The sequence below is a fragment of the Janthinobacterium sp. GMG1 genome (assembly GCF_034427795.1).
GTDB lineage: Bacteria > Pseudomonadota > Gammaproteobacteria > Burkholderiales > Burkholderiaceae_D > Janthinobacterium.
In genome coordinates, this window is record NZ_JAXQNT010000007.1 from 210,196 (window position 1) to 230,633 (window position 20,438).

19 protein-coding genes are annotated in these 20,438 nt (G+C 63.9%); 10 read left to right on the plus strand and 9 right to left on the minus strand.

The features are described 5' to 3' along the window. Positions 1-67: 67 nt before the first annotated feature. The 4 genes from ribA to SJI03_RS19535 form a co-directional block, all read right to left on the minus strand. Positions 68-721: a GTP cyclohydrolase II gene (gene ribA / locus SJI03_RS19520; protein ID WP_099378311.1), complete on the minus strand. Its 654-nt coding sequence runs from the start codon at positions 719-721 to the stop codon at positions 68-70. 220 nt (positions 722-941) lie between these two features. Beyond that, the gene (locus SJI03_RS19525) at positions 942-3,185 is read right to left on the minus strand and encodes a PhoX family phosphatase (protein WP_322428268.1); all 2,244 of its coding nucleotides are present in this window, start codon (positions 3,183-3,185) and stop codon (positions 942-944) included. A gap of 156 nt (positions 3,186-3,341) precedes the next feature. Beyond that, positions 3,342-3,728 (minus strand): DoxX family protein, encoded by a 387-nt coding sequence (locus tag SJI03_RS19530; protein WP_099378313.1) that lies wholly within the window; start codon positions 3,726-3,728, stop codon positions 3,342-3,344. Positions 3,729-3,757: 29 nt separating this feature from the next. Then, the gene (locus tag SJI03_RS19535; RefSeq protein ID WP_322428269.1) at positions 3,758-4,459 is read right to left on the minus strand and encodes a pirin family protein; all 702 of its coding nucleotides are present in this window, start codon (positions 4,457-4,459) and stop codon (positions 3,758-3,760) included. 166 nt (positions 4,460-4,625) lie between these two features. On the opposite strand from SJI03_RS19535, the gene SJI03_RS19540 reads away from it, so the two are divergent. Together SJI03_RS19540 and SJI03_RS19545 are read left to right on the plus strand one after the other, a co-directional pair. Beyond that, positions 4,626-5,552 carry a LysR family transcriptional regulator gene (locus SJI03_RS19540; protein WP_322428270.1) on the plus strand — a complete coding sequence of 309 codons (927 nt, stop codon included), beginning with the start codon at positions 4,626-4,628 and terminating at the stop codon, positions 5,550-5,552. 153 nt (positions 5,553-5,705) lie between these two features. Further along, entirely contained in the window at positions 5,706-7,862 is a 2,157-nt protein-coding gene (locus tag SJI03_RS19545; RefSeq protein ID WP_099378316.1) for a putative bifunctional diguanylate cyclase/phosphodiesterase, read from the plus strand. 11 nt (positions 7,863-7,873) lie between these two features. Here SJI03_RS19545 and SJI03_RS19550 read toward each other — a convergent pair whose 3' ends face one another. Together SJI03_RS19550 and SJI03_RS19555 are read right to left on the minus strand one after the other, a co-directional pair. Beyond that, positions 7,874-8,407 (minus strand): DUF4256 domain-containing protein, encoded by a 534-nt coding sequence (locus tag SJI03_RS19550; protein ID WP_322428271.1) that lies wholly within the window; start codon positions 8,405-8,407, stop codon positions 7,874-7,876. Positions 8,408-8,481: 74 nt separating this feature from the next. Beyond that, positions 8,482-9,390 carry a LysR family transcriptional regulator gene (locus tag SJI03_RS19555; RefSeq protein WP_322428272.1) on the minus strand — a complete coding sequence of 303 codons (909 nt, stop codon included), beginning with the start codon at positions 9,388-9,390 and terminating at the stop codon, positions 8,482-8,484. Between the two features lie 98 nt (positions 9,391-9,488). On the opposite strand from SJI03_RS19555, the gene SJI03_RS19560 reads away from it, so the two are divergent. Continuing rightward, positions 9,489-10,712 (plus strand): MFS transporter, encoded by a 1,224-nt coding sequence (locus SJI03_RS19560; RefSeq protein ID WP_322428273.1) that lies wholly within the window; start codon positions 9,489-9,491, stop codon positions 10,710-10,712. Positions 10,713-10,726: 14 nt separating this feature from the next. On the opposite strand, the gene SJI03_RS19565 is transcribed toward SJI03_RS19560, so the two are convergent. Beyond that, positions 10,727-11,617: a DMT family transporter gene (locus SJI03_RS19565; protein WP_322428274.1), complete on the minus strand. Its 891-nt coding sequence runs from the start codon at positions 11,615-11,617 to the stop codon at positions 10,727-10,729. A gap of 77 nt (positions 11,618-11,694) precedes the next feature. On the opposite strand from SJI03_RS19565, the gene SJI03_RS19570 reads away from it, so the two are divergent. Next, complete coding sequence (locus SJI03_RS19570) at positions 11,695-12,183, plus strand: Lrp/AsnC family transcriptional regulator (RefSeq protein WP_322428275.1); 489 nt, start codon at positions 11,695-11,697, stop codon at positions 12,181-12,183. A gap of 3 nt (positions 12,184-12,186) precedes the next feature. Here SJI03_RS19570 and SJI03_RS19575 read toward each other — a convergent pair whose 3' ends face one another. Next, on the minus strand, positions 12,187-12,711 hold the full coding sequence (locus SJI03_RS19575; RefSeq protein ID WP_322428276.1) for a hypothetical protein: 525 nt from the start codon (positions 12,709-12,711) through the stop codon (positions 12,187-12,189). A gap of 117 nt (positions 12,712-12,828) precedes the next feature. On the opposite strand from SJI03_RS19575, the gene SJI03_RS19580 reads away from it, so the two are divergent. Then, complete coding sequence (locus SJI03_RS19580) at positions 12,829-13,212, plus strand: glutaredoxin (RefSeq protein WP_322428277.1); 384 nt, start codon at positions 12,829-12,831, stop codon at positions 13,210-13,212. A 19-nt stretch (positions 13,213-13,231) separates the two neighbouring features. On the opposite strand, the gene SJI03_RS19585 is transcribed toward SJI03_RS19580, so the two are convergent. Further along, positions 13,232-13,468: a DUF3820 family protein gene (locus SJI03_RS19585; RefSeq protein WP_034749909.1), complete on the minus strand. Its 237-nt coding sequence runs from the start codon at positions 13,466-13,468 to the stop codon at positions 13,232-13,234. A gap of 144 nt (positions 13,469-13,612) precedes the next feature. On the opposite strand from SJI03_RS19585, the gene SJI03_RS19590 reads away from it, so the two are divergent. The 5 genes from SJI03_RS19590 to SJI03_RS19610 all read left to right on the plus strand — a co-directional run bounded on the left by SJI03_RS19590 (position 13,613) and on the right by SJI03_RS19610 (position 20,240). Beyond that, complete coding sequence (locus SJI03_RS19590; RefSeq protein ID WP_099378322.1) at positions 13,613-14,824, plus strand: MFS transporter; 1,212 nt, start codon at positions 13,613-13,615, stop codon at positions 14,822-14,824. 85 nt (positions 14,825-14,909) lie between these two features. Continuing rightward, complete coding sequence (locus tag SJI03_RS19595; protein ID WP_322428278.1) at positions 14,910-16,127, plus strand: YeeE/YedE family protein; 1,218 nt, start codon at positions 14,910-14,912, stop codon at positions 16,125-16,127. A 69-nt stretch (positions 16,128-16,196) separates the two neighbouring features. Next, positions 16,197-17,663: a sodium:solute symporter gene (locus SJI03_RS19600; RefSeq protein WP_322428279.1), complete on the plus strand. Its 1,467-nt coding sequence runs from the start codon at positions 16,197-16,199 to the stop codon at positions 17,661-17,663. Positions 17,664-17,750: 87 nt separating this feature from the next. Beyond that, positions 17,751-19,625, plus strand: a complete 1,875-nt coding sequence (gene sppA, locus SJI03_RS19605) for a signal peptide peptidase SppA (RefSeq protein ID WP_322428280.1) — start codon at positions 17,751-17,753, stop codon at positions 19,623-19,625. A 75-nt stretch (positions 19,626-19,700) separates the two neighbouring features. Continuing rightward, positions 19,701-20,240, plus strand: coding sequence for a GNAT family N-acetyltransferase (locus tag SJI03_RS19610; protein ID WP_322428281.1), 540 nt, complete (start codon positions 19,701-19,703; stop codon positions 20,238-20,240). The last annotated feature ends 198 nt before the right edge of the window (positions 20,241-20,438 follow it).

Here is a 20,438-nt window from a genome sequence, read left to right on the forward strand (position 1 = left end):
CCTTTGTGCGTGAGCAGGAGCGAGGCCGGCGCCCGGGTGACGCGCCGCTGCGCGCCGGCCCGGGGGACTACAGGGCGCCGTCTTCCAGTGCCGGTGCCGTTTCCGGCGTCATCATGTGGCCGAGCTTGCTTTGCTTGGTATTCAGGTAGTGCTGGTTGAAGGCGTTGCGGTTGACCAGCAGCGGCACCCGTTCGGCCACCGTGATGCCCAGCGCTTCCATGGCGGCGATCTTGCGCGGGTTGTTCGTCATCAAACGCAGGCTATTGATGCCGAACTGTGCAAACATGGGCTTGCACAAGGTGTAGTTGCGCGCGTCGGCCTTGAAACCCAGCTGCTCATTTGCCTGTACCGTGTCGGCGCCCGCTTCCTGCAGGCGGTAGGCGCGGATCTTGTTGATCAGGCCGATGCCGCGTCCTTCCTGGCGCAGGTACAGCAAGATGCCGCGACCTTCCTCGGCGATGCGTTTCAAGGCGCCTTCAAGCTGCGCGCCGCAGTCGCAGCGCTGCGAAAACAGCACGTCGCCCGTCAGGCACTCGGAATGCACGCGCGCCAGCACCGGTTCGCCGTTGCCGATATCGCCCAGCACCATGGCCAGGTGTTCCTTGCCCGTGGCGTGTTCGACAAAGGCGTGCAGGGTGAACTGGGCCCACGGCGTCGGCAGTGCGCAGGAAGTCGTGTAATCCAATTCGCCTGTCGCCAGGAGGTCTGCGCCGCTTTGCATGGTTGTGCTCATATAAGTAATTATCAAAAATAAAAGGCGCGCGACACCACTCCGGTGCCGGCGCGCCTTGCCATCATACCAAAAAGCAGGGAAACGTTTTCCCTGGCTGCCATTCGGTCGTTGCAATGTCTGGTGATAAGCCTTACTTAGGGGCACTTCCTTCTTTTACAAGGTGAACTGCCGGCTTTGCCTGGCGGCGGCTGCCGCCAGGCACGGTGCATCAGCTGCCGATGCGTCCGCCGTCGTTCTTGGTGATCACGATGGTGGCCGAGCGGGGGCGTTTGCCGGCGCCATAACCGGCGTTGGCCGGCCACTGGCTCGTGTATTTGGACGGATCGCCGATATTCGCCAGCTTGGTATTTTCGCCCGGATGCTGGATGTTGATGAACATGGTCTTGCCATCGGGCGTTTCGCTGATACCCGTGATTTCCGAACCGACCGGCCCCACCAGGAAGCGCTTGAGCGTGTCGGCCGTGGGTTTCTTGCCGATGAAGGTGTCGACCGCCAGGTTGCCGCCGGCCGCCGTCGCGTAGTTCAGGGTCGACTTGGCGCCGTCGCCGACCTTGCCGGGGATGGCCGCCAGCATCATGCAGTTGGTGACATCCGTGTACGCGCCATCGTCCGTCTGGATCCAGCAGATGCCCGTGTAGGGGCTGAAGGCGAGGCCGTCGGGGCTGGAGAAATCCTGCTCGGCCGTCAGGTTCGACAGGTTGATCTTGCTGGCGTCGGCGCCGCTCTCGGCGCCAAACAGGTAGACATCCCAGGTAAAGCTGGTGGCAGCGGCCGCGCCCGTGCCTTCCTTGAAGCGGATGATGTGGCCGTTCGGATTGCCGTTTTGCGCCGTCGTGCCCTTCATGTCCGTGTAGGCGCGCGGGTTGGCGCTGTCCGGCGCCAGTTGCGACGAGCCGCTCGGATTGACGGTGCGGTTCGAATTGTTGGTCAGCGTGTAGTAGATCTCGCCATTCGCCGGGTTGACCGAGCACCATTCCGGGCGGTCCATTTTTGTTGCGCCCACGGCGTCGGCCGCCAGGCGGGCATTCACCAGCACGTCGGCCAGGTCGGCGAACTTGTAGGCGCTGTACGCCTGGATCAGCGCGTTCGACATGGCCAGCTCGATCCACTGGCCCGTGCCGTCGGCGGCCAGCTTGGCCACGTACAGCTTGCCCGAATCGAGGTATTTGTCGCCGGTGGCGATACGGTCGGCCGGATTGGCGTCCGCGGCGGCCCAGACGGCGGTCGTGACGAATTTGTAGATGTACTCGTTGCGCGAATCGTCGCCCATGTACACGGCCAGTTGCTGGCCCACGGCCGGCACGCTGAAGGCGGCGCTTTCGTGCGCGTAGCGGCCCAGCGCCGTGCGCTTGCGGATGGCCTTGGTCTTGTCGTACGGGTCCATCTCGACGATGTAGCCCATGCCATTCAATTCATTGCGGTAATCGTCGCTGCCGTTGGCGGATGCGCCGATCTTGCTCAGGTTCCAGCGCGCGTACTTGTCGTCGCTGCCGCCCGTTTCCCAGCCGTGGCGCGAGGCGCCGCCCTGGCTGCGGCCATAGCGGTTCAGCGAAGCGACGGATTTGTCGCCGCGCGCCGCATTGTCGGTGGCCGAGCGGGTGAAGTAACCGGCCCAGTTTTCTTCGCCGGACAGGTAGCTGCCCCATGGCGACTTGCCCGTGCCGCAATTGTTGATGGTGCCGCGCGTCTTGGTGCCGGTCGGCGAATACTTGGTCACGACGAGGGCGTTGCCGCGCACGGGGCCGGCAAGCTCGATGTCCGTCAGCGGCGTGACGCGGCGGTTGAAGGCGGAATCGTTGACGGTGGCCCAGGCGCTGCCCGTCTTCTTGACTTCCACCACGCTCAGTCCGTGGACGGCCACTTCCTTGTCGACTTCGGCGGCGGGGCGCGGCAGCGAGGTGGTGCCGCCATTCACGTGCAGGAAGTGCGAGGACAGAGTTTCGTCCGTGGTCGCTTCGTGGTTCATCGCCAGCAAGCCCCGTTCGGCGCCGGACGCCAGCGGCGCACCGGCGGCGGACAGGCCGTAGTATTCCATGCCGTCGTGGTGGTCGCCGGCGCGGTTGTCGAAATCGGTATCGCTGCCGTCATTCTTGTACGCTGGCGTGGCCGCGCGCAGCGAGTCGCCCAGCGCATACAGGGCCGTGGCCGTGTAGCCTGCCGGCACCGACACGACGTCGGCCAGGCTTTTCGGCACGGCCGTGAAGGCCAGCAGTTTTTCGGGCGTCGGTGTCGGCGTCGGCGTGACGGCGATGGCGTCGCTGCCGCCGCCGCAAGCGGACAGGCCCATCGAACCCATGACGGCGGTAGCGGCCGTGACGGCGCTGCCGCGCAGCCAGTTGCGGCGGCTCAGGCGGGCGTTCAGGATGCTGTTGAAATGGTTGTCGTGGGACGCGTTGCTGTCAATGTCGTTCAGATCGGTGGCGCGGATGGCCAGATCGTTGGGCTTGTTCATGGGCTGCGATGTCCTGTGGTTGCGTGATTAAATGGCAACCGCATGATAGTCAGTGTATGTGACCGCGCCATGTCAGCTTGATGACAAAACGGTGACAGGCTGCCGGCCGGGCGGACCGCGTCCGTGACGGGCCCGTCCGGTCAGGCAGCCTTGGCCTTACCTGGCCTGGCGAAAACCGCGCTCCACCAGCAACAGCATGCCGCCGAAGATGGACAGGTTCTTCAGGAAGTTCGTCAACTGGTCCTGGAAGTGGGCCGCATCGGCGCTCCAGAAGGCATGGAAGATGAGCGTCGTCGGGATCAGGAACAGCGCCAGGGCCAGCGCCGCCCAGCGTGCCTGCCAGCCCGTGATCAAGAGCAAGCCGCCGCCCACTTCCAGGACGATCACGCCCACCAGCAAGATATTGGCGATCGGCAAGCCCTGGCTGGCCATGTAACCGGCCACACCGGCAAAGCCGCCGATTTTCAGCAAGCCCGAGACAAAGAACAGCACGCCAAGGGCGGCACGCCCGAGGGGCAGCAGGATATCCGTATTATTTTTCATGTTTGTTTCCTTTTCTTTATTTTTATCAATTATTTAGGCAGGTCGAAGAGCAGAAATTCCGCGTCTTCCGGCTGGGTAATGCTCACGGCCGCTTCCTGCGTCAATTTCAGCGCATCGCCCGCTTTCAAGGGTGTGCCGTTGACGACCAGGCTGCCGCGGATCAGGTGCACATAGGCGAGGCGGCCTTCGTCGAGCGCATGTTCGGCCTGTTCGCCTTCCTGCAGGATGCTGGCGTAGATGGCCGCATCCTGGTGGATCAGCACGGAACCCTGGCGGCCGTCGGAGGAGGCGATCAAGCGTAGCTTGCCCCGTTTGCTGTCCGGCGTGAAGTGTTTCTCTTCATAGCTGGGGGGAATGCCCGTCACGTTCGGCTGGATCCAGATCTGCAGGAAGTGCAAGCCATCCGTTGCCGAGTGGTTGAACTCGCTGTGGCGCACGCCGCTGCCGGCGCTCATGCGCTGCACATCGCCGTAGTGCAGGACGGAACCGGTGCCCATGCTGTCCTTGTGCTCCAGCGCGCCGTCGAGCACATACGAAATGATTTCCATGTCGCGGTGGCCGTGCGTGCCGAAACCCTGGCCAGGCGTGACGCGGTCTTCATTGATCACCAGCAAGGGGCCAAAGCCCATGTGCAGCGGATCGTGGTAGCTGCCGAAGGAAAAGCTGTGGTGGGAATTGAGCCAGCCGTGGTTGGCGGCGCCGCGTTCTTCGCTATGACGAATCTGTAACATGGTGGACTCCGTTTCTATAAGTTAATGTGCGATAATTTCGAAGGACCGTTACCTGGCGCTGTGCCATGGCTTCTTTCTCCCCTTCGCAGTACGATGAACAAAGTATAGGCGCCTGTTCAGAGAAAGAAAAACGGAAAATATTGCGACCTATGATCGAAAAAATCGAATGTTAAGACTGAGCCTGGAAGCCTTGCAAATCGTCGACGCCATCGACCGCCGCGGTTCGTTCTCGTCGGCCGGCAAGGAATTGCATAAAGTCCCGTCCACCATTTCCTATACGGTGGCCAAGCTGGAAGACGACCTGGGCGTGCAGGTGTTCCAGCGCAATGGCCCGAAAGTCATGCTGACGGCGGCCGGCCAGGAATTGCTGAAAGAGGGCCGTTATCTGTTGAAGGCGGCGCAGGACCTCGAGCACCGCGTGCGCAGGGTGGCGTCCGGCTGGGAAACGGAATTGTCCATCGGCATCGATTCCATGTTTTCCGCCGTGGCCCTGGCCGATGACGTGCGCGCCTTTTACGACGTGGCGCAGCAGACGCGCCTGCGCCTGTCGCAAGACACGCTGTCGGGCACGTGGGAAGCGCTGCTGGACCGGCGCGCCGACTTGCTGGTGGGCGCGCCCGGTGACGGGCCGGCCGGCGGCGGCTATATCGCGCAGCCGATCGGCATGCTCGACTTCGTCTTCGCCGTGGCGCCCACGCACCCGCTGGCGCAGGTGCAGGAGCCCTTGTCGCGCGGCCACCTGCAGCAATACCGGGCCGTGGTGGTGGCCGATTCGGCGCGCCAGATGGCGCCGCGCACGGTGGGCTTGCTGCTGGGGCAAGATGCCTTGAGCGTGCCGAACATGCAGGTCAAGTTCGACTATCAGGTGCTGGGGCTTGGTTTTGGCTTCCTGCCGGGGCCGTGTGCGCGCGCCGCCATCGCGCGCGGCTTGCTGGTGGAAAAGGCCGTGGAAGAACCGAAACCGTCGGAAACGTTTTATCTGGCCTGGCGCGTGGGCGAGGATGGCGCCGCATTGCGCTGGTGGATGGCGCGCATGCGCGAACCGGATGTGTTTGCCCGCCTGGCGCAGCATCTGCCGGGCCATTCGGCGTAGGTCTTAAAATGTTGACATACGCCAACATTTTTAAGTTACCATATTCACAGTATTTCCGCCCGACCTCCACGCCCCACAGTGGGATTTTGATGATTACACACACAGCAGCGCTCCTGATATGTTCCCCTGACCTGGTCCCCGAGTGGGGTTGCCATGCTTGAGGCGAAGGTTGCGCTGTGCCTGCGCCTGGCTCAGGATGCCCGTGAACAGGCGGGGCCGCAGCAGGCCGCCACCCTGGCGCGGCTGGAGGAGGAACTGGAGCGTCTGCGCGGCGCCAGCCGCCCCGTGGTGCGCGTGGCGCCCCCCGACGCCTTGCTGGAAATCGATCCTGACGGCTTTTTGATCGGCTGGAACCATGGCGCCGAACAGATGTTCGGCTATTCCGAACTGGAAGCCCTGGGCCAGCACATCCTGTTCCTGTATCCGGAAGACGACGCGGAAGCGAGCGTGCTGGAGCTGCATTTCACGCAGGGCGACGTGGCCACCGATGTGCGCCGGCGCAAGAAGTCGGGCATGGTGACGTGGCTGCGCATGCACCGCCACGTGATCCACGACCAGGCGGGCAAGGGCTGCGGCATGGCAGTGCGCCTTTCGGCCATGAGCGAGCCGCTGTCCGACGTGGACAAGGTCAGGTTGCACGCGCGCATCATCGAAGACAGCGAGCAAGCCGTGCTGATCACGGACGCGGAAGAGCGCATCGTCTCGATCAACAGTTCCTTCAGCCGCATCACCGGCTACTCGCCGGCCGAAGCCATCGGCCGCACGCCGGACTTGCTGCGCTCGGGCGTGCACGACCCCGATTTCCGCGCCAAGGTGCGCGCCGCCATGCGCGGCCACGGCTCCTGGCGCGGCGAAATCATCGGCAAGCGCAAGAATGGCGAATTGTTCCCGCAAGACGTCACCATCAGCGTCGTGCGCGACGAATTCGGCGAAATTAGCCACGTGTTTTCCCTGTTTTCCGATATCTCGGTGCACAAGGATGCCGAGGCGCGCATGCAGCGCATGGCCAACTACGACAGCCTGACGGGCTTGCCCAACCGCTGCCTGTTGAATCAATTGGTCGACCAGGGCCTGGCCGAAGCGAAACGCCAGGGCACGCATGGCGCGCTGATGGTCATCGACATCAGCCGCATCGGTTCCATCAGCGACACGCTTGGCCATGAAGTGGGCGACCAGCTGGTGATCGCCATCGGCCAGCTGTTCCGTGGCGCCCTGCGCGACGCGGACATCCTGGCGCGCGTCGACAACAGCAAGTTCGTCGTGGCCCTGCTGCATATCGAAAAGCGCGAACACGCGGCGAATGTGGCGCAAAAGCTGCTCAACCTGCTGGAGGCGCCGATCAATATCGACACGCACGCGCTGCACGTGGGCGCCAGCATCGGCATCACCGTGTATCCGGAAGACGGCCTGGAAGCGCCTGCCCTGTTCCGTTTTGCCGACGTGGCCGTGGCCAAGGCGGGGCAGACGATCGAATCGACCTTCCTGTTTTACCGCGAAGACATGAACCGCCGGGCCAAGGAACATTTGCGCCTGGAAAGCGAAATGCGTTTGGCCCTGGGTGACAAGGAGCTGGAATTGCATTACCAGCCGAAAGTGAGCCTGGCCAGCGGGCGCATCGTGGGCGCGGAAGCCTTGCTGCGCTGGAAGCATCCGATGCGCGGCATGGTCTCGCCCGGCCTCTTCATCCCCGTTGCCGAGGAAACCAGTTTGATCCTGGAACTGGGTACCTGGGTGCTGGACGAGGCCTGCCGCCAGATCCGCAACTGGGAAGACCGTGGCCTGCACATGCCGGCCATCGCCGTCAACCTGTCGGCGCGCCAGTTCGATGAACAGTTGCCGGCGCGCATAGCGGCGGTGCTGGAACGCTACGGCGTGCGGCCCGACCAGATCATGCTGGAAATCACGGAAAGCCTGCTGATGCGCGGCGCCGACAAGGTGATCGACATCATGAACCAGCTGGTGGCCATGGGTCTGGCGCTGGCGCTGGACGACTTCGGTACCGGCTATTCCAGCCTGGCCTACCTGAAGAAATTCCCCATCAGTACTTTGAAAATCGACCGCTCCTTCGTCATCGGCTTGCCGTTCGAGGAAAACGATTGCGCCATCGCCCGCGCCATCGTCACCATGGCGCAGCAACTGCGCCAGGAAATCGTCGCCGAAGGGGTGGAAACGGCCGAGCAGATGCGCTTCCTGCGCGAGCTCGGCTGCGACCAGCTGCAAGGTTATCTGTTCAGCCCGGCCGTGACGGCGGCCGAGTTCGAGCTGATGCTCGATGAAGGCCGGCAGTTGCGGCTGGAAGAGCTGGCCTGAGCCGGCGATTGTCAGACGGTTAGTCGTCCCCGAAAGCCCCGGCTCGCATAATACGATTCGGCGCCATTGTGGTAGACGAAGACCTGTTCATAGCGGCGGTCGCAAAACAGGGCGCCGCCCAGCGCGCGGATGCTGTCCGGCGTGGCGATCCAGCTCGAGGTTTTGCGGTCGAATGGCCCCAGTTCCTGCAACTGGCGGTATTGCGTCTGCGTCAGCAGTGTGACTCCCATCGCCTGCGCCATGGCCATGGCGCTGCCGGCCGGCTTGTTGGCCTTGCGCGCGGCCAGGGCCGCCGCATCGAAACACAGGCTGCGCCGGCCGAGCGGACTTTCTGCCGAGCAATCGCAAAACGTGACGGCGCCCGTGTCGCCGGCGTGCCCGATGACGTCCGGTTCGCCGCCCGTGTCTTCCATTTGCTGCAATACCGCCAGGCTGGCAGGAGCGGCGTCCAGCCGCGCCAGCACCTTGTCCCACTTCCATTGCGGATGGCGGTGCCTGTGCTGGCTGAAGCGGGTTTGCAAGGTGTGGATCAAGGTCTCATGCATGAGCGCGGCTCCCTGAAGTTTCAACGATATCAACGATTGGGCCGATTATAGGACGCGATGCTTGTCGGCGCCGCTCACCCCAGTTTTACTTTTTCCAGCAGATAATCGAGCATCACGCGCACGCGAGCCGGCACCTGTAAACCCGGTCCCACGAAGACGGCGTGCACGAGTTCCTTGTCGCCCGGATTGTAGTCCTGCAGCACTTCTACCAACTGACCTTGCGCAATGTCGCGCAGCACGTGCTGGCGTGAAAAGCGTCCCAGTCCCATGCCCGCCAGTACCAGTTGGCGCAGGCTTTCGCCATCGCTGACGCAGGTATTGCCCTGCGGCGCCACATTCAACATGCCGCCAGCGCCATCGAGGAAGGGCCAGGTTTCGTTCTGGCAGCGGAAGTTGAAGGCCAATAAATTGTGTCCGGATAATTCCTGCGGCGTGCGCGGCAGGCCGTGGCGCGCCGCGTAGGCGGGCGACGCCACGACAACCATCGCGTCTTCGCCCAGTTTGCGCGCCACCAGGTTCGATTCCTTCAGCTTGCCCGTGCGGATGGCGATGTCGGTGCGGTCTTCCAGCAAGTCGACGATGGCGTCGCTGACGACGACGTCGAGCACGATGTCGGGATAGCGCTGCGCGAACTCGGGCAGGATGGGCAGCAGGTGGCGCACGCCGAACGGTACGAAACAGTTGATGCGCAAGCGGCCGCGCGGCGCTGCGCCCTGCGCCGCTTCGCGCTCGGCGCCATCGATATCGTCGAGGATGCGCTTGCACTGCACGAAGAAGGCGTCGCCCTCGGGCGTCGTGTGCAGCTGGCGCGTGCTGCGCTGGAGCAAGCGGGCACCCAGCCGTGCTTCCAGGCGATTGACCAGCTTGCTGACGGCCGATGGCGTCAAGGCCAGGCGGCGCGCGGCGGCGGAAAAGGCCCCCGTTTCCACCACGGCGGCAAACACGGCCATTTCGAACGCGCGGTTGATGTCTTGCCTGGCCATTATTGAATCCATTTCACAGGTGTTTCCATTATTGGAGTCTATATCAAAAGCATTTCCATCGATACACTGGCTGGCTTGAACTCTGCCGGAGAAATACCATGACCACCGCAAACCCTGTTTCCACTTCAGCCAGCAAGATGCCGCCCGGCGTGCTGGCGCTGGCCGTCGGCGCCTTTGCCATCGGCGTGACCGAATTCATCGTCGTCGGCATCCTGCCGACGATTGCGAAAGATTTGCATATTTCCATCGAATCGGCCGGCTCGCTGGTCAGCCTGTATGCGCTGGCGCTGGCCATCGGCACGCCGCTGCTGGTGCTGCTGATGTCGCGCCTGCCGCGCAAGGCGGCCTTGCTGGGGCTGATGAGCGTGTTCCTGGCCGGCAACCTGCTGGCCGCCTTTTCGCACACGTTCGAACTGTTGCTGGCGGGACGGGTCATCACGGCCGTGGCGCACGGCACCTTCTTTGCCATCGGCGCCACCGTGGCCGCCAGCCTGGTCAGCAAGGCGCAGGCGGGCAGGGCGATTTCCGTGATGTTTGCCGGACTGACCCTGGCCATGGTGATCGGCGTGCCCTTCGGCAGCTTCCTCGGCAATCTGATGGGCTGGCGCTTGCCCTTCTTTGCCGTCGTCGTGCTGGCCGCGCTGGGATTGGCCGCCATGGCGCGCTGGCTGCCGGCCGGTTTGCAGCAGGGCAAGGGCGGCAAGGCCATGACGCAGCTGGCGGCCCTGGGCAGCGGCCCCATCCTGACCATGATGGCGATTACGACGTTTGGCTTTGGCAGCAGCTTTGCCGCCTTCACGTTCATTACGCCCATCCTGACGGATGTGACGGGTTTCTCCGCCACCATGGCCAGCGCCTTGCTGATCGTGTTTGGCGCCGCCACCTTTGCCGGCAACCTGGCGGGTGGCTACCTGACCAGCCACCTGGGCTGGCAAAAGGCCTTGCGCCTGATGCTGTTGTTGCTGGCCGTCACGCAAGCGGGCGTGGCGTTGAGCATCAGTTCGCCCTGGATGATGACGGTGATGCTGTTCGTCTGGGGCGTGTTCGCCTTCGGCCTGTCGCCCGCCTTGCAGGCAGGCATGCTGGCCACGGCCGAGCGCTACACGCCGCAAGCCGTCGATTTCGCCTCGGGCCTGAACATTTCCGCATTTAACCTCGGCATTTCCTTTGGTTCCATGCTCGGTGCGCTGATGGTCTCGCGCCAGCTGATGGCGTCGTCGCCATGGGCCGGCGTGGCCGCCGCGCTGCTGGCCCTGCTGCCGCTGGCCTGGCTGGCGCGCCGCAACCTGGCGTCCCATGTGGCGGGTGCGGCCGTGCATTAAGAGGACATGAGGACTCAGGTATGCACGGCGGTGGCCGGCGCCGCTTTCTTCATGCGCTGCGCCATGTACGAACTGCCCATCGACGCGGCCATGATCATGGCAATCGCCAGCCATTGCCCGGCACCCAGGCGCTCGTCGAGCAGGATGTATGCGAGCATGGCGGCCACGGCCGGTTCCATGCTGCTCATGATGCCGAACGCTTGCGGCGTCAGCCGCTTCAGGGCCACCATTTCCAGCGAGATCGGGATGGCGCTGGAAATGAGTGCCACGCCCAGGCCCACGCCCAGCACGAGGGGCGAGAGCAGGGCGGCGCCGCTGTGCATCACGCCCACGGGCACGACCACCAGCGCGGCCATTGCCAGGCCCAGCGATACGGAATGGCCCGCATGCAAATGGCTGGCGCGCTTGCCGAAGACGATGTACGAAGCCCAGCAGACGGCGGCGCCCAGGGCGAACAGCACGCCCGTGGGGTCGAGGTTGCTGACGTCGTGGCCGAGCGGCAGCAGCAGCGCCAGTCCCGCTACGGCCAGGGCCACCCAGACGAAGTCGATGGGGCGGCGCGAGGCCAGCAGGGCCACAGCCAACGGGCCGGAAAACTCGATCGCCACGGCGATGCCGAACGGGATCGTGCGCAAGGCCATGTAGAAGCACAGGTTGGTCATGCCCAGCGCCGCGCCATACAGGGCCACCGTGCGCAGGTCGGCGCGGCTCAGCTGCCAGCGCCACGGGCGCCAGAACAGCAACAGCAGCAAGGCGGAAAAGCCCACGCGCACGGCCGTCGTGCCCTGTGCGCCCACCAGCGGGAACAGGCTGTGCTTGGCCCATGACGTGCCGAGTCCCAGGCAAGTGACGGAGCCGAGGATGGCCAGCAGGGGAATCAGCGAGGAATAGCGGCGTAATGGCATGGTGATAAAAGGCTTGATAACGGAATAGCGAAAGTTTATTGTGTCTGCTCCGATATTTGCACTGCAATTTGACCTTCATGACGCAACTTTCGCTCACGCCCTCCCTTGCCCTCGACGCCTTCGATCTGGCGATCCTCGATATTTTGCAGCGCGATAACACGACTTCGCAGCGCGAAATCGCCCAGGCCGTGCACTTGTCCGCGCCGGCCGTGCAGCGGCGCATCCGCCGCCTGCGCGAGAGCGGCGTGATCCGCAACGAGGTGGCCGTGCTCGACGCCAGCCGCCTGGGCCGCCCCCTGATCCTGACGGTGGAAGTGCATTTGCACGACGAACATCCGCAGCGCACGGCCGGCATGCGCGCGCGTATCATGGCCGAGCCTGCCATACAGCAGTGCTACGGCATCACGGGCGAGGCCGATTACCTGCTGGTCATCACGGCCAGCAGCATGGCCGAATACGAAGCGCTGACGGAACGCCTGTTCGGCGGCGACGACAATATCCGGCGCTACCGTACCTCGGTGGCCTTGACTTGCCTCAAGATGGGTTTGCACGTGCCGCTGGGGTAGGGCTTACTGCTCCTCGCGCTGCGCATCGCGTTCGCGGCAGCTCAAGGATGCGTAATGGCCTTTCGGCAGCCGGGTCTTGATGGCCACTTCGCCCAGTGCATGCCGGATGTCGACAGGGTCCGTCAAGGTGCAGCGCTGGGCGCTGGCGAACGCTTGCAGGTTTTGCGTGCTGCCGCGCACTTTCACCGTCACGCCGGCGCCGGGGCTGACGCAGCAGCCGATGTATTGCGTGATGTATTCTTCCTCGATGAGCACCAGTTCATGTCCCATGAAGCTTGCCGGCTTCTTCAGCAGGTAGTAATCGGTGTAGTCGAAGCGCTGCTGGGGGCGCTGGCTGATAAAACCTTCGCGCACATAGGCGGCGATGGCCTTGCCGGAGGTGCCTACTCTGTCCGTCGTGCCCTTTTTCAGGTGCAGGGCATGCAGCAAGCCCATTTCGAGCCCGGGATCGGTAGCGGCGAGGGCGCTGGCGCAACTGGCGGCGAGCAGAAGAGCGCCGAGCAGGCGGAGGGTGCGGCATGCAGGCATGAGAGTGATTTCTTGCATATATTTAAACGAAAGGGGAGTAGGGGCGCAGTGTAGCGCACGTCACGCGGTAGGCATGGCACAATGCGTGATCCGCATGCCACTCACCCCAGGACTTTCATGACCCGCGCCCTCCTTGACGAAGCCCAGATCCATCCCGCCGCCCGCCCCTTGATCGGCAGCAAGCACAAGGACATCGTGCGCGAGGTGCAGGCGGCCATCGCCGCGCACCAGGTGGTGGTGGTCGGCATGGCGCTCAATCCGTTTCCGCGCAAGGCGCGCAAGATCCTCGACGTGCTGGGCACGCCCTACCAGTACCTGCAATACGGCAGCTATCTGAACCAGTGGCACCGCCGCAACGCCCTGAAAATGTGGACGGGCTGGCCCACGTTTCCCATGGTCTTTGTCAACGGCGTGCTGATCGGTGGTGCCAGCGAACTGCACAAGCTGGTGGAAAATGGCGAGTTCAGCGCCATGCTGGCCAAGAAGGTGCGCGAGTTTTAAGACCCGCCTTCTATTCTCCTTACTCGCCCGGCCGCCACGGTGACTTGCGCGTGCGCAGCGGGTCGAGCAAGCTGCGCAAGTCGTTGTGATCGAGTTCGTACATCAGCGCAATTAAACTGCCCAGTTCGCCCGAGGGAAAGCCCTCGCGCGCGAACCAGCCCAGGTAGTGGCCCGGCAAGTCGGCCAGCAACCGTCCCTGATATTTCCCATATGGCATTTCGCGCGTGACCAGCAGCGCCAGTTTTTCTGAATTCATGGTGGTGATCCCGTGTTGATGCGGTCAGTGTAGCAGACCATACAATTATTGATTTGCGCGCAAGTATCTTCTTCCTGTGGAGGTATTTTTCGAAACAAAGAAAACCCCGATACTGCATGCCAACATCATTTATCGGAGTCTTTCATGCCCATTGCCTTGCTCGCGCTGACCCTCAGCGCATTTGCCATCGGAACCACCGAGTTTGTCATCGTCGGGCTGTTGCCCACCATCGCCGCGGACCTGGGCGTCAACCTGCCATCGGCCGGCTTGCTGGTCAGCCTGTATGCGCTGGGCGTCGCCGTCGGCGCACCCGTGCTGACTGCCCTGACGGGCAAGATTCCCCGCAAAACCCTGTTATTGTCGCTGATGGTCCTGTTCACCCTGGGGAACTTGTTGGCGTGGAAGTCGCCGGGCTACGAGACCCTCGTCATCGCTCGCATCCTGACGGGGCTGGCGCATGGCGTATTCTTTTCCATCGGCTCGACCATCGCCACCTCGCTGGTGCCGAAGGACAAGGCCGCCAGCGCGATTGCCATTATGTTTACGGGCCTGACCGTGGCCCTGGTGACGGGCGTGCCGCTGGGCACCTTCATCGGCCAGCATTTCGGCTGGCGTGAAACCTTCCTCGCCGTCTCGGCCCTGGGCCTGGTCGCCTTTGTCGGCAGCTTGCTGTACGTGCCGTCGACCATCAAGCACAGCAAGCCTGCATCGTTGCTGCAGCAAGTGCAGGTGCTGGGCCAGCCGCGCCTGTTGCTGGTGTACGCCATGACGGCCGTCGGCTATGGCGGCTCTTTCATCGCCTTTACGTATCTGGCACCGATCCTGCAAGACGTGTCGGGTTTCAGCGCGGGCGCCGTGGGCGTGGTGATGCTGGTGTATGGCGTGTCGGTGGCGTTTGGCAATATCTGGGGCGGCAAGCTGGCCGACAAGAAAGGTCCAGTGCGTGCCCTGAAACTGATCTTCCTGCTGCTGGCGTTGGTTTTGCTGCTGTTGACCTTCACGGCGCCGCATCCCGTGCTCGTCGTCATCACCGTGCTGCTGTGGGGCGCCGTGGCCTTCGGTAACGTGGCCGGGCTGCAAGTGTATGTCGTGCAGCAAGCGGAACACTTCACGCCCCGCGCCGTCGACGTGGCTTCGGGGCTGAACATCGCCGCGTTTAATCTGGGCATCGCCGGCGGCGCCTGGGGCGGCGGCCTGATCGTCGAACACCTGGGACTCGTGCATACGGGCTGGATCGGTGCGCTCGTCGTGCTGGGTGCGTTCGGCTTGACGGCCTTGAGTGGCCGGATGGACCGCTTGAATCCCATCCCTGTGCGCACTGGCGGCGAAAAGTCGATCCATGCGGTAGGGCATTAAGCCGGCTTGATTTGCAAGCAAGTTGCTGGCACAGGCGAGAGTAGGGTTTACAATAGTGCTTACCTTCCTCTCGCCCATACTCCCCATGTCCGATACAGCAATGTCACCGCTGCGCCTGCGCGCCGCCATCAATCCGAAACCGCTGGGCGTCGCCCTGTTGCTCATCGTGCTAGGCGCGTGGTACCTGGCGCAAACCGTCGGCATTCACCAGTCCGCGCTGTACGTGGTGGGCGCCTTGCTCGGCATTACCCTGTATCACGCGGCCTTCGGTTTTACGTCCGCCTGGCGCGTCTTCATCGCCGATGGCCGCGGTGACGGCTTGCGCGCGCAAATGCTGATGCTGGCCGTGGGCGTGGCGCTGTTCTTCCCGGCATTGTCTGCCGGGACCCTGTTCGGCACGCCCGTCGCGGGCCTGGTGTCCCCCGCCGGCACCTCCGTCATCTTTGGCGCCTTCATCTTCGGCATCGGCATGCAGCTGGGCGGCGGTTGCGCTTCCGGCACCCTGTACACGGTGGGGGGCGGCAGCACGCGCATGCTCATCACCCTGGCCGCCTTCATCGTCGGCTCCGTCATTGGCACGGCGCACATGCCGTTCTGGACGGCGCTGCCGCAATTGAAACCCATTTCCCTTGTCACAAGCCTGGGCCTGGTGCCCGCACTGGCGCTGAACTGGATCGTCTTCGCACTGATCGCCGGCCTCACGGTGCTGGTGGAAAAGCGTCGCCATGGCAAGCTCGTCGCGACGCCCCTGCGCCCGGCGCAGGCGTCACCCTGGCTGCATGGCCCGTGGCCGCTGGTGGCGGGCGCCGTTGCTCTCGTCGTACTGAACTTCGCCACCCTGGCGCTGTCGGGCAAGCCGTGGGGCGTGACGTCCGCGTTTGCCCTGTGGGGCGCCAAGGCCGCGTCCGTGGTCGGTATCGATACGGCCAGCTGGGCCTACTGGTCGACCAAGGCCAACGCGGCCGCCCTGGCCGCGCCGTTGACGCAGGACAAGACTTCCGTGATGGACATCGGCATCGTGCTCGGCGCCATGCTGGCGGCGGCGCTGGCCGGCCGCTATGCGCCCGTGTGGCGCATCCCGCGCCGCTCGATCATTGCCGCCATCGTCGGCGGCTTGCTGCTCGGTTACGGCGCGCGCCTGGCCTACGGCTGCAACATCGGCGCGTATTTCAGCGGCATCGTCTCGGGCAGCCTGCACGGCTGGCTGTGGCTGGTCTGTGCTTTTCTGGGCAACGTCATCGGCACGCGTTTGCGTCCGTGGTTCGGCCTGGAAGTGGAGAAAGTCAAACCGACCGGCTGCTGACGCCGGCGGAAACAGGGGCTTTGCTGTATATTTCTGCCCCTGTTCCCCTTTGCCGCCAGCGCAACGTTCATGTCCCCATTCACCCTGTTTGCCGTCGTCCTCGCGTATTTCCTGATCCTGCTGGGCGTGGCATGGCGCACCTCACGCCATGCCACCAATGACAGTTTTTTCATCGGCAACAAGGATAGCAACTGGATGCTGGTGGCCTTCGGCATGGTGGGCACGACGCTTACGGGCGTGACTTTCATCAGCGTGCCCGGCGCCGTGGGGAATAACGGTTTCGGCTATATCCAGCTGATGATCGGCTATGTGCTGGGCTATCTGGCCATCACCTTCATCTTGCTGCCGCTGTACTACAGGCTGCAGCTCACGTCGATTTACCGCTACCTGGAACTGCGCCTGGGACGGCGCTCCTACCAGAGCGGGGCGGCGTTTTTCATCGTCTCGCGCTTGCTGGGCGCCACGGCGCGGCTGTATCTGGTGGTCAATATCCTGCAAGCGACCATACTCGACAGCCTGGGCGTGCCGTTCTGGCTGACCTCGTGCGTCGTGCTGCTGCTGATCCTGCTCTACACCTATGAAGGTGGCGTGAAAACCATCGTCTGGACCGATACCCTGCAGACGGCATGCATGCTGGCCGGTCTCGTCATCTGCAGCGTGTTCTTGCTGCGCGCAATGGATATGTCCCTCATCGACAGCCTCGAGCGCATGCGTGCGCAAGGTCTCACGCGCATCTTCACCGTCGATCCGGACAGCCCCGCCTATGTATGGAAACACATTCTTGCCGGCATGTTCATCACGATCGCCATGACGGGCATGGACCAGGAAATGATGCAAAAGAATATCTCCGTGCGGACCTTGCGCGACTCGCAAAAGAATATGCTCAGCCTGACCGTGGTGCTGACCGGCGTGCTGCTGCTGTTCCTGTTCCTCGGCGGCTTGCTGCACCTGTATGCGCCGCTGGCCGGCGTGACGGCCACCGGCGACAAATTGTTCCCGGCCGTGGTGCTCGGACATTTCCCTGCCGTGGTGCAGCTGATTTTCTTCATCGCCCTCATTTCCGCCCTGTTTCCCAGCGTGGATGGGGCGCTCACGGCCTTGACGTCCACCTTCTGCATCGACATCCTCGGCGTGCAGCGCAGGCAGGATTTGACTGCGGCGCAGCAGATGCGCTGGCGCCGCCGCGTGCACCTGGGGTTTGCCGCATTGTTTTTGATCCTGATCATGGTTTTCAAGTGGTTTGACGACCCCAGCATGATCGGCGTGATCCTGAAACTGGCCAGCTACACCTATGGTCCGCTGCTGGGCCTGTTTGCCTTCGGTTTGCTGAGCCGGCGCGGCGTGCGCGACCGCTGGGTGCCGCTGGTGGCCGTGGCGGGGCCATTGCTGTGCGCGCTGATCGAGCAGGAGCAGATGCGGCTGTTCGAGCATTACCGCATCGGCCTGGAATTGCTGATCCTGAATGGCGCCCTGGTGCTGGGTGGCCTGTTCCTCATTTCCACGCCGCCAGGGCAGGGCGGACAAGGCACGGCATAGTTATCAAAATAAGACGAATCCGAAGACGATCGGGGCCATTTTCAGCTATATTGATTTCCTTTAGGTACATAACCTCACGGAGCATCAATGTCACTCAACCCCTTCCCGCCGCTACGCCGCGGTTTTGGCGCATTCTGGCGCGCGCTGGACGCCACCCGCCGCGCGGTCATCAATCTGATTTTCCTGCTGATCGTCATCGCCATCCTGATTGCGATCTTTGGCGGCGGCGCCAAGCCTCTGGCGGAAAAGACCACGCTGGTGCTGGACTTGCAAGGCCCGCTGGTCGAGGAAACCCCGGGCGGCGTGCGCGAGGCCGTGCTGGCCAATGTCAGCGGCGAAGTCAAGAAAAACGTGCAGCTGCGCGATGTGCTGGCGGTGCTCGACACGGCGGCCAAGGATAAGAATATCGGCTCCATGGTGATCCTGCTCGACGAATTGCAGGGCGGCGGCCTCGCTTCGCTGCGCGAAGTGGCGGCCGGCGTGGAACGCTTCCGCGCCACGGGCAAGAAAGTCACGGCCTGGGGTTCGAGCTATAACCAGCGCCAGTACCTGGTGGCCGCCAAGGCCGACGAGGTATTCCTGCACCCGATGGGCGGCGTCATGCTGGAAGGCTTTGGCCGCTACCGCAATTACTACCGCGACGCGCTCGACAAGGTGGGCGTGACGGTCAACCTGCTGAAAGTGGGCACGTATAAAAGCGCGGCCGAGCCTTTCATCGCCAACGGCCCGTCCGAAGCGGCGGCCGAAGCGGACCGCTACCTGAACAACGGCCTGTGGACCACTTACACGACGGACGTGGAAAAAGCGCGCAAGCTGCCGGCCGGCGCCATCATGCAATCGATCGACAAGCTGCCCGAGCTGATGACGGCCGCCGGCGGCGACCTGGGCAAGCTGTCGCTGGACGCCAAGCTGGTCGACGGCCTGAAAACGCGCGACGAGCTGCGCCAGTTCATGATGGCGCGCGGCGCGAAGAACACGGAAGGCACGAATTTCCGCCAGGTGAACTACACCGATTACCTGGCGCGCCTGCGTCCCGTGCACATCGGCGACGCCGTCGGCGTGGTCATCGCCTCCGGTGAAATCGGCGACGGCATCGCGGCACCGGGTTCCATCGGCGGCCTGTCCACCTCGCGCCTGATCCGCCAGGCGCGCGAAGACAAATCGATCAAGGCCATCGTGCTGCGCGTCGATTCGCCGGGCGGCAGCGCCTTCGGCTCGGAACTGATCCGCCGCGAACTGGAACTGACGCGCGCCGCCGGCAAACCGGTGGTCGTCTCGATGGGCAACGTGGCCGCTTCGGGCGGCTACTGGATCAGCACCTCGTCCGATGAAGTCATCGCCGACGCGGCCACCATCACCGGTTCCATCGGCGTGTTCGCGATTCTGCCGACGGCCGACAAGGTGGTGGAAAAGCTGGGCATCCACACGGCCGGTTCGCCCACCACCTGGCTGGCCGACGCGGGCAACCCCTTGCGTCCGCTCGACCCGCGCTTTGCGCAAGTGATCCAGGGTTCGATCAACCACGTATATGGCGACTTCCTGAACCTGGCCGCCAAGGCGCGCAAGACGACGCCGGAAAAGATCAATGAAGTGGCGCAGGGCCGCGTCTGGACGGGCTTGCAGGCGAAAGAGCGCAACCTGGTCGACCGCATCGGCAGCTATGGCGATGCGCTGGCCTCGGCCGCCAAGCGCGCCAACCTGGGCGCCGACTACCGCGTGACGTACCTGGAGCAGGAAACGTCGAACGTGGACCGCTTGATCGGCATGTTCGGCTCGAAGGCCATGGCCTCGCTGGGACTGGGCGAACACGTGAAACTGGGCCTGGCCAGCACGGGCTTGCCGGCCGACGCGGCGCTGGGCATGGCGCAGGACCTCTCCTGGCTGTCGGGCATCACGCGCGAGCACAAACCGTTCATGGCCCTCACGCATTGCCTGTGCGAGGTGCCTTTGGGCGGCAAGTAACACTCACATCAACAGCATATCCAAGCCGGCTTCGTCCGGCTTGTTTCATATCAGGAGCAAGGCATGGCAAGCGACATGAGTACACACACTGACACGGCGATCGCCATCCGGCCGTGCGCGAAGGGCGATGAAGCGGCGCTGGCGCTGGTGGGGCAGGCCACATTCCTGGAAGCGTTTGCCGGCATCCTCGACGGCGCCGACGTCATCGCCCATTGCCAGCGCCAGCACGACGCGCAGCTGTACCGCGACTGGCTGGCGCTGCCGGCCATGCGGCTGTGGGTAGCCGAGGCCACGCCGGGCGGCGCGCCTGTCGGCTACCTGGTGCTCAGCCCCGCCAGCTTGCCGGTGGCGGATCCGCAGCCAAAGGACCTGGAAATCAAGCGCATCTACCTGCTGCATCGCTTCCAGGGCCAGCGCGTGGGCCAGCGTCTGATGCAGGCGGCGCTGAGCCAAGCGCGCGCCAGCGGGGCAGGGCGCGTGCTGCTGGGCGTCTATGCGGAAAACCACGATGCGCTGGCGTTCTATGCGCGCTGCGGCTTTGCGCAGGTGGGCCGGCGCACCTTCCGCGTGGGCCGCACCGACTACCAGGATGTCATCCTCGGCATGACGCTGTAAGCGCAAACGGCCCGCGTGGCGCCAGGTCAAGCCGGCTGGCGGGAGATTTGTAGCGAGTTTGTATCTGCATGCGAGTCGCCCGCGCGCCGCTGGCGCCGGGGGGCGACGCCCGCCAAGCCTGATTTTTCCACCGTTCCCCCGCAGGGGCGGCGTGCCTGCCGGCCCGCCCGATCCTCCCATGCCTGCCTGGCTGTGTGT

Bases quoted from the DNA above. Each gene is read 5' to 3' on its own strand.
- SJI03_RS19570 (WP_322428275.1), top strand. From the start codon at position 11,695: ATGACGCAACTTTCGCTCACGCCCTCCCTTGCCCTCGACGCCTTCGAT.
- SJI03_RS19565 (WP_322428274.1), bottom strand. From the start codon at position 11,617: ATGCCATTACGCCGCTATTCCTCGCTGATTCCCCTGCTGGCCATCCTC.
- SJI03_RS19600 (WP_322428279.1), top strand. From the start codon at position 16,197: ATGTCCCCATTCACCCTGTTTGCCGTCGTCCTCGCGTATTTCCTGATC.
- SJI03_RS19595 (WP_322428278.1), top strand. From the start codon at position 14,910: ATGTCCGATACAGCAATGTCACCGCTGCGCCTGCGCGCCGCCATCAAT.
- sppA (WP_322428280.1), top strand. From the start codon at position 17,751: ATGTCACTCAACCCCTTCCCGCCGCTACGCCGCGGTTTTGGCGCATTC.
- SJI03_RS19535 (WP_322428269.1), bottom strand. From the start codon at position 4,459: ATGTTACAGATTCGTCATAGCGAAGAACGCGGCGCCGCCAACCACGGC.
- SJI03_RS19530 (WP_099378313.1), bottom strand. From the start codon at position 3,728: ATGAAAAATAATACGGATATCCTGCTGCCCCTCGGGCGTGCCGCCCTT.
- SJI03_RS19610 (WP_322428281.1), top strand. From the start codon at position 19,701: ATGAGTACACACACTGACACGGCGATCGCCATCCGGCCGTGCGCGAAG.
- SJI03_RS19555 (WP_322428272.1), bottom strand. From the start codon at position 9,390: ATGGCCAGGCAAGACATCAACCGCGCGTTCGAAATGGCCGTGTTTGCC.
- SJI03_RS19585 (WP_034749909.1), bottom strand. From the start codon at position 13,468: ATGAATTCAGAAAAACTGGCGCTGCTGGTCACGCGCGAAATGCCATAT.
- SJI03_RS19580 (WP_322428277.1), top strand. From the start codon at position 12,829: ATGACCCGCGCCCTCCTTGACGAAGCCCAGATCCATCCCGCCGCCCGC.
- SJI03_RS19575 (WP_322428276.1), bottom strand. From the start codon at position 12,711: ATGCCTGCATGCCGCACCCTCCGCCTGCTCGGCGCTCTTCTGCTCGCC.
- SJI03_RS19550 (WP_322428271.1), bottom strand. From the start codon at position 8,407: ATGCATGAGACCTTGATCCACACCTTGCAAACCCGCTTCAGCCAGCAC.
- SJI03_RS19525 (WP_322428268.1), bottom strand. From the start codon at position 3,185: ATGAACAAGCCCAACGATCTGGCCATCCGCGCCACCGATCTGAACGAC.
- SJI03_RS19590 (WP_099378322.1), top strand. From the start codon at position 13,613: ATGCCCATTGCCTTGCTCGCGCTGACCCTCAGCGCATTTGCCATCGGA.
- SJI03_RS19540 (WP_322428270.1), top strand. From the start codon at position 4,626: ATGTTAAGACTGAGCCTGGAAGCCTTGCAAATCGTCGACGCCATCGAC.
- SJI03_RS19560 (WP_322428273.1), top strand. From the start codon at position 9,489: ATGACCACCGCAAACCCTGTTTCCACTTCAGCCAGCAAGATGCCGCCC.
- SJI03_RS19545 (WP_099378316.1), top strand. From the start codon at position 5,706: ATGCTTGAGGCGAAGGTTGCGCTGTGCCTGCGCCTGGCTCAGGATGCC.
- ribA (WP_099378311.1), bottom strand. From the start codon at position 721: ATGCAAAGCGGCGCAGACCTCCTGGCGACAGGCGAATTGGATTACACG.